This is a genomic window from Agromyces aureus, assembly GCF_001660485.1.
Taxonomy (GTDB): domain Bacteria; phylum Actinomycetota; class Actinomycetes; order Actinomycetales; family Microbacteriaceae; genus Agromyces; species Agromyces aureus.
This window is the reverse complement of record NZ_CP013979.1, coordinates 3,415,230-3,427,976: the sequence shown is the minus strand read 5'-3', so window position 1 is coordinate 3,427,976 and position 12,747 is coordinate 3,415,230. Positions and strand designations below refer to the sequence as shown.

At 66.7% G+C, this 12,747-nt stretch carries 17 protein-coding genes; 16 read left to right on the top strand and 1 reads right to left on the bottom strand.

Annotated features, from left to right (window positions below):
- Window positions 1-33 precede the first annotated feature (33 nt).
- From ATC03_RS15360 to ATC03_RS15335, 6 genes are all read left to right on the top strand, one after another.
- A complete protein-coding gene (locus ATC03_RS15360) occupies window positions 34-681 on the top strand; it encodes a spermidine/putrescine ABC transporter substrate-binding protein (protein WP_067882367.1) in 648 nt (215 codons plus the stop codon).
- 245 nt (window positions 682-926) lie between these two features.
- Window positions 927-1,301 carry a 30S ribosomal protein S12 gene (rpsL, locus tag ATC03_RS15355; protein WP_022883289.1) on the top strand — a complete coding sequence of 125 codons (375 nt, stop codon included), beginning with the start codon at window positions 927-929 and terminating at the stop codon, window positions 1,299-1,301.
- On the top strand, window positions 1,301-1,771 hold the full coding sequence (gene rpsG / locus ATC03_RS15350) for a 30S ribosomal protein S7 (protein WP_055860217.1): 471 nt from the start codon (window positions 1,301-1,303) through the stop codon (window positions 1,769-1,771). Before rpsL ends, rpsG begins: the two co-directional genes overlap by 1 nt.
- Window positions 1,772-1,854: 83 nt before the next feature.
- Window positions 1,855-3,969 (top strand): elongation factor G, encoded by a 2,115-nt coding sequence (fusA, locus tag ATC03_RS15345; protein ID WP_067878935.1) that lies wholly within the window; start codon window positions 1,855-1,857, stop codon window positions 3,967-3,969.
- Between the two features lie 134 nt (window positions 3,970-4,103).
- A complete protein-coding gene (gene tuf / locus ATC03_RS15340) occupies window positions 4,104-5,297 on the top strand; it encodes an elongation factor Tu (RefSeq protein ID WP_067878933.1) in 1,194 nt (397 codons plus the stop codon).
- Window positions 5,298-5,466: 169 nt separating this feature from the next.
- Window positions 5,467-6,693, top strand: a complete 1,227-nt coding sequence (locus tag ATC03_RS15335; RefSeq protein ID WP_074401075.1) for an acyltransferase family protein — start codon at window positions 5,467-5,469, stop codon at window positions 6,691-6,693.
- A 13-nt stretch (window positions 6,694-6,706) separates the two neighbouring features.
- Here the strand turns inward: ATC03_RS15335 and ATC03_RS15330 are convergent, their stop codons facing one another.
- Window positions 6,707-7,171: an OsmC family protein gene (locus ATC03_RS15330; protein WP_084003547.1), complete on the bottom strand. Its 465-nt coding sequence runs from the start codon at window positions 7,169-7,171 to the stop codon at window positions 6,707-6,709.
- 595 nt (window positions 7,172-7,766) lie between these two features.
- Between ATC03_RS15330 and rpsJ the strand changes: the two genes are divergently transcribed.
- From rpsJ to rpmC, 10 genes are read left to right on the top strand one after another with little or no spacing between them, the layout of a single operon-like run.
- Window positions 7,767-8,075, top strand: coding sequence for a 30S ribosomal protein S10 (rpsJ, locus tag ATC03_RS15325; RefSeq protein ID WP_017201594.1), 309 nt, complete (start codon window positions 7,767-7,769; stop codon window positions 8,073-8,075).
- Window positions 8,076-8,083: 8 nt separating this feature from the next.
- The gene (gene rplC, locus ATC03_RS15320) at window positions 8,084-8,740 is read left to right on the top strand and encodes a 50S ribosomal protein L3 (RefSeq protein WP_067878929.1); all 657 of its coding nucleotides are present in this window, start codon (window positions 8,084-8,086) and stop codon (window positions 8,738-8,740) included.
- A 3-nt stretch (window positions 8,741-8,743) separates the two neighbouring features.
- Window positions 8,744-9,406 (top strand): 50S ribosomal protein L4, encoded by a 663-nt coding sequence (rplD, locus tag ATC03_RS15315; protein ID WP_067878927.1) that lies wholly within the window; start codon window positions 8,744-8,746, stop codon window positions 9,404-9,406.
- Window positions 9,403-9,705: a 50S ribosomal protein L23 gene (gene rplW, locus ATC03_RS15310; protein ID WP_067878925.1), complete on the top strand. Its 303-nt coding sequence runs from the start codon at window positions 9,403-9,405 to the stop codon at window positions 9,703-9,705. Before rplD ends, rplW begins: the two co-directional genes overlap by 4 nt.
- A gap of 15 nt (window positions 9,706-9,720) precedes the next feature.
- Window positions 9,721-10,560 (top strand): 50S ribosomal protein L2, encoded by an 840-nt coding sequence (gene rplB, locus ATC03_RS15305; RefSeq protein ID WP_067878922.1) that lies wholly within the window; start codon window positions 9,721-9,723, stop codon window positions 10,558-10,560.
- Window positions 10,561-10,572: 12 nt separating this feature from the next.
- Window positions 10,573-10,854: a 30S ribosomal protein S19 gene (gene rpsS, locus ATC03_RS15300; protein ID WP_055860184.1), complete on the top strand. Its 282-nt coding sequence runs from the start codon at window positions 10,573-10,575 to the stop codon at window positions 10,852-10,854.
- A 25-nt stretch (window positions 10,855-10,879) separates the two neighbouring features.
- Window positions 10,880-11,245 (top strand): 50S ribosomal protein L22, encoded by a 366-nt coding sequence (gene rplV / locus ATC03_RS15295; protein ID WP_067878919.1) that lies wholly within the window; start codon window positions 10,880-10,882, stop codon window positions 11,243-11,245.
- A complete protein-coding gene (rpsC, locus tag ATC03_RS15290) occupies window positions 11,245-11,997 on the top strand; it encodes a 30S ribosomal protein S3 (RefSeq protein ID WP_067878916.1) in 753 nt (250 codons plus the stop codon). The genes rplV and rpsC overlap by 1 nt, the downstream gene beginning before the upstream one ends.
- Before the next feature lie 2 nt (window positions 11,998-11,999).
- Entirely contained in the window at window positions 12,000-12,419 is a 420-nt protein-coding gene (gene rplP / locus ATC03_RS15285) for a 50S ribosomal protein L16 (RefSeq protein ID WP_055860175.1), read from the top strand.
- Entirely contained in the window at window positions 12,419-12,745 is a 327-nt protein-coding gene (rpmC, locus tag ATC03_RS15280; protein ID WP_067878913.1) for a 50S ribosomal protein L29, read from the top strand. The genes rplP and rpmC overlap by 1 nt, the downstream gene beginning before the upstream one ends.
- Window positions 12,746-12,747 lie beyond the last annotated feature (2 nt).

Genomic DNA, 12,747 nt, shown 5'->3' with positions numbered 1-12,747 from the left:
CCGCCGGACGCCTGCGGCGCTATCGTGATCCTCGTGGAGGGTTCGGTCGAGGCGCGCGTGAGCCACGAGGTCGACCGCTGGCTGCAATGGCTGCCGCGGTGGCGACCCGGCACGCACCGATCACGGGTGCGCCTCTGCCAGCGATGCTTCGGCTCGCCGATCCTCGCCGCGGCCGGCCTCGACGTCGACGTGCCGCATCCGGTGCAGCACTCGTTCTCGATGCGCATGAAGGGGGTCATCGACCTCGCCGTCGACGACTACACCGCCCGCAACCTGCCGATGCTGCACCGCGAGATCCGGCTCGCCGAGGAGCGCAAGGCACGCCGTCCGTACCGCGCGGGCGAGGGGCTGGACCCCGAGTTCGCCGGCCTCGAGGTCGACCCCGAGCCGGTGGCCGACCAGCCGTTCCTGTTCACGCTCGGCGGACTCGAGCAGGAGGCCGCCGCCGAGGCCGCCGAACCCGCGCCGAGGCCGTTCACGCCGGAAGAGAAGGAGGCCCTCCGCGAGGAGGTGCGCCTCGCCGACGAGTTCGCCAAGCAGCTCGGCCGACGCATCTGCGTCGAGCTGGCCCAGCACCGCTATCGCATCGGCAACGCGGTCGAGCGCCTCGTCGAGCCGCAGGTGGCCGACATGCTCGCCGATCTCGACCGCGAGCTCGACGCCCCCGGCTGGCCGGGCTGACCTCTGCCGGCTGAGCAGCACCTGCGAGTGCGCTGGGCAGCCGCCCGCGGCATCCGCCCCCATTTGACCGCAACGTTACGCGGCATTACCATAGATCGGGTGTGCGCGTTTCGACGTGCGCATTCAGGGCGTCTCGCCCCCACGGCATACCCACCACACTACGTCCACGCGGTTTCGCGCGGACGGTGGGTCGTGATGTGAAATCCATCAAAGCTGTCACCGTGCAGCACCAACAAGGAGAAGCAGTGCCAACGATTCAGCAGTTGGTCCGCAAGGGTCGCTCGCCGAAGGTCACCAAGACCAAGGCTCCCGCCCTGAAGGCCAACCCCCAGCAGCGCGGCGTGTGCACGCGCGTGTACACCACCACCCCGAAGAAGCCGAACTCCGCGCTCCGCAAGGTCGCTCGTGTGAAGCTCTCGAACGGCACCGAGGTCACGGCCTACATCCCCGGTGAGGGCCACAACCTGCAGGAGCACTCGATGGTGCTCATCCGCGGCGGTCGTGTGAAGGACCTCCCCGGTGTGCGCTACAAGATCGTCCGTGGCGCGCTCGACACGCAGGCCGTGAAGAGCCGCAAGCAGGGTCGCAGCAAGTACGGCGCGAAGATGGAGAAGAAGTAATGCCTCGCAAGGGACCCGCTCCGAAGCGCCCCGTCGTCGCCGACCCCGTCTACGGGTCGCCGGTCGTCAGCCAGCTCGTCAACAAGATCCTCGTCGACGGCAAGAAGGACCTCGCTCAGCGCATCGTGTACGAAGCGCTCGAGAACGTGGCCACCAAGTCCGGCCAGGACGCCGTCACGGTGCTCAAGAAGGCGCTCGACAACGTGCGCCCGACCCTCGAGGTGCGTTCGCGCCGCGTCGGCGGATCGACCTACCAGGTCCCCGTCGAGGTCAAGCCGCACCGCGCCAACACCCTCGCCCTCCGCTGGCTCACGAGCTACGCGAAGGCCCGTCGCGAGAAGACGATGACCGAGCGTCTCACCAACGAGATCCTCGACGCGTCGAACAGCCTCGGTGCAGCCGTCAAGCGTCGTGAAGACACGCACAAGATGGCCGAGTCGAACCGCGCATTCGCCCACTACCGCTGGTAGCAGGCCGAGCGGATGCCGCGGCTTCGGCTTGCGGCATCCGCTCCCCCCTCTCTTTCCCTTCTTGACTTCCCGGAGGAACCCCCGTGGCACAAGACGTGCTCACCGACCTGAGCAAGGTCCGCAACATCGGCATCATGGCCCACATCGATGCCGGCAAGACCACCACCACCGAGCGCATCCTGTTCTACACGGGCGTCAACCACAAGATCGGTGAGACGCACGACGGTGCCTCGACCACCGACTGGATGGAGCAGGAGAAGGAGCGCGGCATCACGATCACGTCCGCCGCCGTGACCTGCTACTGGAACAAGAACCAGATCAACATCATCGACACCCCCGGCCACGTGGACTTCACGGTCGAGGTCGAGCGTTCGCTCCGCGTGCTCGACGGTGCCGTCGCCGTCTTCGACGGCAAGGAGGGCGTCGAGCCCCAGTCCGAGACCGTCTGGCGTCAGGCCGACAAGTACAACGTCCCGCGCATCTGCTTCGTCAACAAGATGGACAAGCTCGGCGCCGACTTCTACTACACGGTCGACACGATCGTCAGCCGCCTGGGCGCCAAGCCGCTCGTGCTGCAGCTCCCGATCGGTTCCGAGTCGCAGTTCGAGGGCGTCGTCGACCTCATCGAAATGCGCGCACTCACGTGGCGCGGCGATGCAAAGGGTGACGTTGAGATGGGCGCCAAGTACGCCATCGAGGAGATCCCCGCCGACCTCGTCGAGAAGGCCGCGGAATACCGCACGGCCCTGCTCGAAGTCGTCGCCGAGACCAGCGACGACCTCATGGAGAAGTACTTCGGCGGCGAAGAGCTGACCGTGGCCGAGATCAAGGCCGCGATCCGCAAGCTCACCGTCAACTCCGAGATCTACCCCGTGCTCTGCGGTTCCGCGTTCAAGAACCGCGGCGTGCAGCCGATGCTCGACGCCGTCATCGACTTCCTCCCGTCGCCGCTCGACGTGCCGGCCATCGAGGCCCACGACGCTCGCGACGAGGAGAAGGTCGTCATGCGTCACGCCGACGCCGACGAGCCGTTCACCGCGCTCGCGTTCAAGGTCGCGGTGCACCCGTTCTTCGGTCGCCTCACCTACGTCCGCGTCTACTCCGGCCGCCTCGACAGCGGTGCCCAGGTCATCAACTCGACCAAGGGCAAGAAGGAGCGCATCGGCAAGATCTTCCAGATGCACGCCAACAAGGAGATCCCGATCGACTCGGTGACCGCCGGCAACATCTACGCCGTCATCGGTCTGAAGGACACCACGACCGGCGACACGCTGAGCGACCCGAACAACCAGGTCGTCCTCGAGTCGATGACCTTCCCCGAGCCCGTCATCGAGGTCGCCATCGAGCCGAAGACCAAGGCCGACCAGGAGAAGCTCGGCACGGCGATCCAGAAGCTCGCCGAAGAGGACCCGACCTTCCGCACCGAGCAGAACCAGGAGACCGGTCAGACGGTCATCAAGGGCATGGGCGAGCTCCACCTCGACATCCTGGTCGACCGCATGAAGCGCGAGTTCAACGTCGAGGCCAACGTGGGCAAGCCCCAGGTCGCGTACCGCGAGACCATCAAGCGCGCGGTCGAGAAGCACGACTACACCCACAAGAAGCAGACGGGTGGATCCGGCCAGTTCGCGAAGATCCAGTTCGCGCTCGAGCCCCTCGAGGTCACGGCCGAGCAGACCTACCTGTTCGAGAACAAGACCTCCGGTGGACGCGTTCCCCGCGAGTACATCCCCTCGGTCGATGCCGGATTCCAGGACGCCATGCAGTACGGCATCCTGGCCGGATACCCGATGGTCGGCGTCAGGGCGAGCCTGCTCGACGGCGCCGCACACGACGTCGACTCCTCGGAGATGGCGTTCAAGATCGCCGGCTCGATGGGCTTCAAGGAAGCCGCTCGGAAGGCGAACCCGGTTCTGCTCGAGCCGCTGATGGCCGTCGAGGTGCGCACCCCTGAGGAATACATGGGTGATGTCATCGGCGACCTGAACTCGCGCCGCGGTCAGATCCAGTCCATGGAGGACGCGAGCGGCGTGAAGGTCATTCGCGCCAACGTGCCCCTGTCGGAGATGTTCGGCTACATCGGCGACCTGCGGTCCAAGACCTCGGGCCGCGCGGTCTACTCGATGACGTTCGACAGCTACGCGGAGGTCCCGAAGGCTGTCGCCGACGAGATCGTCCAGAAGAACAAGGGCGAATAAATCTCCCTGGCGGGGGCCTTGGCCCTCTCCGACCCACGAGCCAGCCGGTTCGCGTAACATATCTACAAACCCCGTAGCTCGCCGGTCGCAATCCAGCGCCCGGAGATCTACACGAGTCCTGAGGAGGACCCACAGTGGCTAAGGCCAAGTTCGAGCGGACCAAGCCGCACGTCAACATCGGAACCATCGGTCACGTCGACCACGGCAAGACCACGCTCACCGCGGCGATCTCGAAGGTGCTTGCTGACAAGTACCCCTCGGCGACCAACGTTCAGCGCGACTTCGCGTCGATCGACTCGGCTCCCGAAGAGCGCCAGCGCGGCATCACGATCAACATCTCGCACGTCGAGTACGAGACGCCGAAGCGCCACTACGCGCACGTCGACGCTCCCGGTCACGCCGACTACATCAAGAACATGATCACCGGTGCGGCTCAGATGGACGGCGCGATCCTCGTGGTCGCCGCCACCGACGGCCCGATGGCTCAGACGCGTGAGCACGTGCTGCTCGCCAAGCAGGTCGGCGTTCCCTACCTGCTCGTCGCGCTGAACAAGTCCGACATGGTCGACGACGAGGAGATCCTGGAGCTCGTCGAGCTCGAGGTTCGCGAGCTGCTCTCGAGCCAGGGCTTCGACGGCGACGACGCTCCGGTCGTCCGCGTCTCGGGCCTCAAGGCTCTCGAGGGCGACGAGAAGTGGGTCGAGTCGGTTCTCGAGCTCATGACCGCTGTCGACGACTCCGTGCCGGACCCCGTGCGCGACCGCGACAAGCCGTTCCTCATGCCGGTCGAAGACGTCTTCACGATCACCGGTCGTGGCACCGTCGTCACGGGCCGCGCCGAGCGTGGCACGCTGAAGATCAACTCCGAGGTCGAGATCGTCGGCATCCGCCCGACGCAGAAGACCACGGTCACGGGTATCGAGATGTTCCACAAGCAGCTCGACGAGGCCTGGGCCGGCGAGAACTGCGGTCTTCTCCTCCGTGGCACCAAGCGCGAGGACGTCGAGCGCGGCCAGGTCGTCGTGGCCCCCGGCTCGGTCACCCCGCACACGGACTTCGAGGGCACCGCGTACATCCTGTCCAAGGATGAGGGTGGGCGTCACAACCCGTTCTACGCGAACTACCGTCCGCAGTTCTACTTCCGCACCACCGACGTCACCGGCGTCATCACGCTGCCCGAGGGCACCGAGATGGTCATGCCCGGCGACACCACCGACATGACGGTCGCGCTGATCCAGCCGATCGCCATGGAGGAGGGCCTCGGCTTCGCCATCCGTGAGGGTGGCCGCACCGTCGGCGCCGGTACCGTCACGAAGGTCCTCAAGTAAGACCTTCGCGATTGCGACCTTGAACGGGGTCGGACCTTCGGGTCCGGCCCCGTTCTGGCGTTTCCGGGGTGTGCAGGTACGCTCGTGCACTTCGTACACACCGGATGCACGGGTGGCCGTAACGCCGCCGACATGTCGCGTACCCCCCGAGCGGGTTACGCTGGACGGGATGGCGTTTCCCCCGGCAGCTCCGACCCCCACGACTGTTCGGCCCGAGATCCAAGCGCTCCGGGCCGTCGCGGTCGGAGCCGTGGTGCTGCACCACGGCTGGCCGGCCATCGCCCCAGCCGGGTACATGGGCGTCGACGTGTTCTTCGTCGTCTCGGGCTACCTGATCACGGCGCTCCTGCTTCGCGAGGTCGATCGCACCGGCCGCATCTCGCTCCGCGAGTTCTACGTTCGGCGTGCGCGACGCATCCTCCCCGCCGCGATGGCGGTGCTGCTCGCGGTCTCCGCCGCCACGCTCGCGTTCGCGCCGTACCGCGACTGGGCGGCCTACTTCCGCGAGATCGTGGCGAGTACGTTCTACGTCGAGAACTGGCGGCTCGCGGTCGACTCGCAGCTGCCGGCGTCCGCGGACCTGGAGTCGACTCCCGTGCAGCATTTCTGGTCGCTCTCGGTCGAGGAGCAGTTCTACCTCGCCTGGCCACTGCTGATCCTCCTCGCGCTCTGGATCCTCCGTCGGCGCGGGCATTCCCTGCAGCGCATCCTGTGGGTCGTCCTGGGCGCGGTCACTTCGGCATCGTTCGCCTGGTCGCTCGTGCTGATCGGATCGGACCACAACCTCGCGTACTTCTCGACGGTCGCGCGGGCGTGGGAGTTCGGGGTCGGCGGCCTACTGGCACTGCTGGCGAGTTCAGCTCCGCGGTTCTTCGCCGCATCGGGTCAGGGTGTGCGCGCTGCGGCGTCGTGGGCTGGGCTCGCCCTCATCGTCGTGCCGATCGCGACCTTCCAGGACACCGAGGCGTTCCCCGGGGTGTGGGTCCTGCTGCCGGTCGTCGGAACGCTCGCGATCATCTGGGCCGGTTTGCCCGCGACCCGCTGGTCGACGGCGGGCGTCGTCGGCCTGCGACCCGTGCAGTGGATGGGCGACGTCTCGTACTCGCTCTATCTCTGGCACTGGCCCATCTTCATGTTCGTGCCGATGATCACGGGCGTTCCGAGCCCGCCGCTGCTCATGGTCGCGCTCGTCGGCGTCTCGCTGGTCGTCGCCGCGCTCTCGAAGCAGTTCATCGAGGATCACTTCCGGCGGCGCAGGGGGCCGGTGGGGTCGCACCCGAGGGTGCTCGCGGGTGCCTTGGCGTTCACCCTCGCCGGGGTCGTCGCCCTCGGGTCGGTCGCGCCCGGCATCGCCGCCGACGAGCTGGCGTGCCGCAGTCAGAATCACCGCGACTGACCGAAGCCACGCCTCACTCGCCGACGTCGACGATCTCCTTGATGATGTCGATGTCCTGCTCCACGCTGCGGGCGACGGTGCAACTCCGGGCGATCGACGCGTCGACGAGCTTCGCGAGCTTCTCGCGTTCGGCGTCGGAGAGCGCCGCGAGCGGGATGAGCAGCTCCTCGTCGATGCGGTCGTAGCGATTGTCGGGCTCCGAACTGCCATGCGCCCAGACCGTGAAGGCCACGTCGTCGCCGAGCCGGCGCGCGATGACGGAGTCGGCGCTCATGCCCGCGCAGGCGGCGAGGGCGAGCTTCAGCAGTTCGCCGGGGGAGAAGTGCCCCGGCGTGCCCGCCGGCCCGATGGAGACGGCCGCACCGGACGCGTTGCGCCCCTCGAAGGTGCGTGCGCCGGTGCGGGCGGCCGAGACGCTGCCCTCGCTCGCGCGTGCGCTCTCGCGGTGGTGGATGCCGGTGGCCGGAGTCTTCGTCATACCGACATCCTCCTCGCTGGCGAGCCCGCACGGGGAGCGGCTGGCGGATGCCCGGCGCCCTCACAGGCCGCCGTGGGAGAATTCGGGTACACCGATGATGCGACGGTTCGGCCGCGGCGCTTCGGCCCTTGTGCACGTGCCGGGCTCGCCCGGAATCACGCGCGACACGCCCGGGTTGCAGCAACGTGCCGAATATGGCAAACTTGGTGAGTTCAACATTTCGGGCGTGCGCTGTGCGTGCGTCCGGATCACTGCCAGGCAGTGCATAACCACCCTCCCACCGATACCGAAGCCCTCGGGCCTCCGAATCGGCGTGCGCAAGGGGTCAGGTTAGGCCGCGGGCAGCAGAACACGACTGAACCGAAACCAACACAGCCCTGGGCAACCCATGTCTTCCGCGAGGAATGCAGGCGTCCAGGAGGTTCCGGGGATACGGCTCGTGGTCGAGCGTGCCGAGGTCACCGCGATGCGGTGGGTTCGGCAGGCTCGATCACAGCCTTTGACAGAAGAACAGTGGTTGCTTCATCAGAAGTCGCTACGCGGCGCCCGATGCCCTCGGAAGGGGTATGGCGCCTTGACAGAGAGAGAGCTCGACATGGCGGGACAGAAGATCCGCATTCGACTGAAGTCGTATGACCACGAGGTCATCGACACCTCGGCGCGCAAGATCGTCGACACGGTGACCCGCGCGGGCGCCACGGTCGTCGGCCCCGTGCCGCTTCCGACCGAGAAGAACGTGGTGTGCGTCATCCGTTCGCCCCACAAGTACAAGGACAGCCGCGAGCACTTCGAGATGCGCACCCACAAGCGCCTCATCGACATCGTGGACCCGACGCCCAAGGCCGTCGACTCGCTCATGCGTCTCGACCTGCCGGCAGACGTCAACATCGAGATCAAGCTCTGAGGTAACAGATGTCTTCCGCTACCAAGAACGTGAAGGGTCTGCTCGGCACGAAGCTCGGCATGACCCAGGTGTGGGACGAGAACAACAAGCTCGTTCCCGTGACCGTCATCGAGATCGCCCCCAACGTGGTCACCCAGCTCCGCACCGTCGAGAAGGACGGCTACGAGGCTGTGCAGATCGCCGCAGGCGCCATCGACCCCCGCAAGGTCAACCAGCCCGCGACCGGCCACTTCGCCGCCGCAGGTGTGACCCCCCGCCGCCACGTGACCGAGGTCCGCACCGCGGACGCCGCGTCGTACGCGCTCGGCCAGGAGCTCCCCGTCGAGGGCGCCTTCGAGGCCGGCCAGCTCGTCGACGTCGTCGGCACGAGCAAGGGCAAGGGCTTCGCCGGTGTCATGAAGCGCCACAACTTCAAGGGCGTCTCCGCTTCGCACGGTTCGCACCGCAACCACCGCAAGCCCGGTTCCATCGGTGCCTCGTCGACGCCCAGCCGCGTCTTCAAGGGCATGCGCATGGCCGGCCGCATGGGTGGCGAGCGCGTGACCGTGCTCAACCTCCGCGTGCACGCCGTCGACGCCGAGAAGGGTCTGCTGCTCGTCAAGGGCGCCGTCCCCGGTGCGCGTGGCCGTCTCGTTTTCGTCCGCAACGCAGTGAAGGGGGCGTAGTCCATGGCTACCGCGACCAACACCATCGACACCCTCGACGCCACCGGCAAGAAGTCCGGCACCGTTGAGCTCCCCGCCGAGCTCTTCGACGTGCAGACCAACGTGCCGCTGATCCACCAGGTCGTCGTCGCCCAGCTCGCCGCAGCGCGTCAGGGCACCCACAAGACCAAGACCCGTGGTGAGGTCTCCGGCGCCGGCCGCAAGCCGTTCAAGCAGAAGGGCACCGGCCGCGCTCGTCAGGGCTCGATCCGCGCTCCTCAGATGACCGGCGGTGGCATCGTCCACGGCCCGCAGCCGCGTGACTACTCGCAGCGCACCCCCAAGAAGATGATCGCCGCTGCTCTGCTCGGCGCTCTCTCCGACCGCGCCCGCGGCGGCCGCATCCACGCCGTCGAGGCGTTCGTGGCCGGCGACGTCGCGAAGACGAAGGACGCGCTGGCGCTCCTCACGTCGATCGCCCCGGCGAAGCACTACCTCGTGGTGCTGGCCCGTGGCGAAGAGCTCTCGGAGCGCGCCGTCCGCAACATCCCGACCGTGCACACGCTCTCGGTCGACCAGCTGAACGCCTACGACGTGCTCGTCTCGGACGACATCGTCTTCAGCACCGCTGCGCTCGAGGCGTTCGTCGCCGCGAAGACGGCGAAGAAGGAAGAGGTCTCCGCATGAGTGCCGCACACAACAAGGACCCGCGCGACATCATCCTCGCGCCGGTCGTCTCGGAGAAGAGCTACGGCCTGATCGACGAGGGCAAGTACACGTTCACCGTGGACCCCCGCTCGAACAAGACCGAGATCAAGCTCGCCATCGAGAAGATCTTCAACGTCCAGGTGGCGTCGATCAACACGCTGAACCGTCAGGGCAAGACCCGCCGTACCCGCTTCGGCCAGGGCAAGCGCAAGGACACCAAGCGCGCGATCGTCACCCTCAAGTCCGGCTCGATCGACATCTTCACGGCTGTCGGCTAAGGAGCAGAGGAAAACATGGCTATTCGTAAGTACAAGCCCACGACCCCGGGTCGTCGCGGTTCCTCCGTCGCCGATTTCGCGGAGATCACGCGTTCGACGCCCGAGAAGTCGCTGCTCAAGCCGCTCTCGAAGACCGGTGGTCGCAACAACCAGGGTCGCATCACGACCCGTCACATCGGTGGTGGCCACAAGCGCCAGTACCGTGTGATCGACTTCCGTCGCAACGACAAGGACGGCGTGCCGGCCAAGGTCGCTCACATCGAGTACGACCCCAACCGCACCGCCCGCATCGCGCTGCTCCACTTCGTGGACGGCACGAAGCGCTACATCCTCGCGCCGAACAAGCTGCAGCAGGGCGACCCGATCGAGTCGGGCGCAGGCGCCGACATCAAGCCGGGCAACAACCTGCCGCTGAAGAACATCCCGACGGGTACCGTCATCCACGCGATCGAGCTCCGTCCCGGTGGCGGTGCCAAGCTCGCCCGCTCGGCCGGCGTCTCGGTTCGTCTCGTCGCCAAGGACGGCCCCTACGCGCAGCTCCGTCTGCCGTCGGGCGAGATCCGCAACGTCGATGCGCGCTGCCGCGCGACCATCGGCGAGGTCGGCAACGCCGAGCAGTCGAACATCAACTGGGGCAAGGCCGGCCGCAAGCGCTGGAAGGGCGTCCGCCCGACCGTGCGCGGTGTTGCGATGAACCCGGTCGACCACCCGCACGGTGGTGGTGAGGGCAAGACCTCCGGTGGTCGCCACCCGGTCAGCCCCTGGGGCAAGTCCGAGGGACGCACTCGTCGCCCCAACAAGGAAAGCGACAAGCTCATCGTCCGTCGTCGCACCGTCGGCAAGAAGCGCAAGTAGGAGTAAGAGAAGATGCCTCGCAGTCTTAAGAAGGGCCCCTTCGTCGACGAGCACCTGCTTCGCAAGGTCGTCGTCGCAAACGAAGCCGGTTCCAAGAACGTCATCAAGACGTGGTCCCGTCGCTCGATGATCATCCCGGCAATGCTCGGGCACACGATCGCCGTGCACGATGGCCGCAAGCACATCCCGGTGTTCGTCACCGAGACCATGGTGGGTCACAAGCTCGGAGAGTTCGCCCCCACCCGCACCTTCCGTGGACACGTGAAGGACGACAAGAAGGGTCGCCGCCGCTGACGCGGGGGCGAAAAGGAGGAGAGAAATGGTGGAGTCGATCGCACGCGTGCGTCACATCCGCGTGACCCCCATGAAGGCCCGTCGCGTCGTCAACCTGATCCGCGGCAAGCAGGCACAGGAGGCACTCGCCATCCTGAAGTTCGCACCCCAGAGTGCGAGCGAGCCGGTGTACAAGCTCGTCGCCTCGGCCATCGCGAACGCTCGCGTCAAGGCCGATGCAACGAACACCTATCTGGACGAGCAGGACCTCTACATCAGCAGCGCATTCGTCGATGAGGGCACCACCCTCAAGCGTTTCCAGCCGCGTGCTCAGGGTCGTGCCTTCCGCATCAACAAGCGAACGAGCCACATCACCGTCGTGCTCGCCACGCCCGAGGAGGGTACGAAGTAATGGGTCAGAAAGTCAACCCGTACGGCTTCCGTCTCGGCATCACCACCGACCATGTGTCGCGGTGGTTCTCCGACTCGACCAAGCCCGGACAGCGCTACGCCGACTACCTCGCCGAGGATGTCAAGATCCGTCGCCTGCTCCAGACGTCGCTCGACCGCGCGGGAGTCTCGCGCATCGAGATCGAGCGCACCCGTGACCGTGTGCGTGTGGACATCCACACCGCGCGTCCCGGCATCGTGATCGGCCGCCGCGGCGCCGAGGCCGAGCGCATCCGCGCCGACCTCGAGAAGCTCTCGGGCAAGCAGATCCAGCTCAACATCCTCGAGGTCAAGAACCCCGAGGCCGACGCCCAGCTCGTCGCGCAGGGCATCGCCGAGCAGCTCTCCGCTCGCGTGGCATTCCGCCGTGCGATGCGCAAGGGCCTGCAGGGCGCTCAGCGCGCCGGCGCCAAGGGTGTCCGCATCCAGGTGTCGGGCCGTCTCGGCGGCGCCGAGATGAGCCGCTCGGAGTTCTACCGCGAAGGCCGTGTGCCCCTGCACACCCTCCGCGCGAACATCGACTACGGCTTCTACGAGGCCAAGACCACCTTCGGCCGCATCGGCGTGAAGGTCTGGATCTACAAGGGCGACGTCACCAACAAGGAGCTCGCTCGCGAGCAGGCTTCGCAGAAGTCCTCCCGTGGTGACCGCAATGACCGTCCCCGCCGTGCGCCCAAGGCGCAGGAGCCGGTGGCAGCAGGAGTTGAGGCATAACCATGTTGATTCCCCGTCGAGTCAAGTACCGCAAGCAGCACCACCCCGGCCGCTCGGGCCAGGCCACCGGTGGCACCAAGGTGTCGTTCGGTGAGTTCGGCATCCAGGCGCTGACGCCCGCGTATGTGACCAACCGTCAGATCGAGTCCGCTCGTATCGCCATGACGCGTCACATCAAGCGTGGCGGCAAGGTGTGGATCAACATCTACCCCGACCGTCCGCTCACGAAGAAGCCGGCCGAAACCCGCATGGGTTCCGGTAAGGGTTCGCCCGAGTGGTGGGTCGCCAACGTCAAGCCGGGTCGCGTCCTCTTCGAGGTCTCGGGCGTTTCCGAGGAGCTCGCTCGCGAGGCTCTGACCCGTGCCATCCACAAGCTGCCCCTCAAGGCACGCATCATCAAGCGCGAGGAGGGCGACGCATAATGTCCGTCGGAACGAAGGAGCTCGCCACTGTCGAGCTCGACACCTTTGAAGACGAGCGACTCGTCGACGAGCTGAAGAAGGCCAAGGAAGAGCTGTTCAACCTGCGCTTCCAGTCGGCCACCGGCCAGCTCGAGAGCCACGGCCGTGTCAAGGCCGTCAAGCGCGACATCGCTCGCATCTACACGGTCATCCGTGAGCGTGAGCTCGGCATCCGTGCCACTCCCGCACCGGTCGAGGCGGCTCCCGCCAAGGCCGAGAAGAAGACGAAGAAGGCCAAGGCCGAGGCGGAAGCCCCTGCTGAGGTCGCAGAGACGAAGGAGGCCTGATC

What these genes read in the sequence shown, in the direction of transcription:
- ATC03_RS15330 (WP_084003547.1), bottom strand. Translation starts at nt 7,171, where the DNA reads ATGACGAAGACTCCGGCCACCGGCATCCACCACCGCGAGAGCGCACGC.
- rplC (WP_067878929.1), top strand. Translation starts at nt 8,084, where the DNA reads ATGTCTTCCGCTACCAAGAACGTGAAGGGTCTGCTCGGCACGAAGCTC.
- rplW (WP_067878925.1), top strand. Translation starts at nt 9,403, where the DNA reads ATGAGTGCCGCACACAACAAGGACCCGCGCGACATCATCCTCGCGCCG.
- rpsJ (WP_017201594.1), top strand. Translation starts at nt 7,767, where the DNA reads ATGGCGGGACAGAAGATCCGCATTCGACTGAAGTCGTATGACCACGAG.
- rpsG (WP_055860217.1), top strand. Translation starts at nt 1,301, where the DNA reads ATGCCTCGCAAGGGACCCGCTCCGAAGCGCCCCGTCGTCGCCGACCCC.
- ATC03_RS15335 (WP_074401075.1), top strand. Translation starts at nt 5,467, where the DNA reads ATGGCGTTTCCCCCGGCAGCTCCGACCCCCACGACTGTTCGGCCCGAG.
- rplV (WP_067878919.1), top strand. Translation starts at nt 10,880, where the DNA reads ATGGTGGAGTCGATCGCACGCGTGCGTCACATCCGCGTGACCCCCATG.
- rpsS (WP_055860184.1), top strand. Translation starts at nt 10,573, where the DNA reads ATGCCTCGCAGTCTTAAGAAGGGCCCCTTCGTCGACGAGCACCTGCTT.
- rplD (WP_067878927.1), top strand. Translation starts at nt 8,744, where the DNA reads ATGGCTACCGCGACCAACACCATCGACACCCTCGACGCCACCGGCAAG.
- rpsC (WP_067878916.1), top strand. Translation starts at nt 11,245, where the DNA reads ATGGGTCAGAAAGTCAACCCGTACGGCTTCCGTCTCGGCATCACCACC.
- rpmC (WP_067878913.1), top strand. Translation starts at nt 12,419, where the DNA reads ATGTCCGTCGGAACGAAGGAGCTCGCCACTGTCGAGCTCGACACCTTT.
- rplP (WP_055860175.1), top strand. Translation starts at nt 12,000, where the DNA reads ATGTTGATTCCCCGTCGAGTCAAGTACCGCAAGCAGCACCACCCCGGC.
- rplB (WP_067878922.1), top strand. Translation starts at nt 9,721, where the DNA reads ATGGCTATTCGTAAGTACAAGCCCACGACCCCGGGTCGTCGCGGTTCC.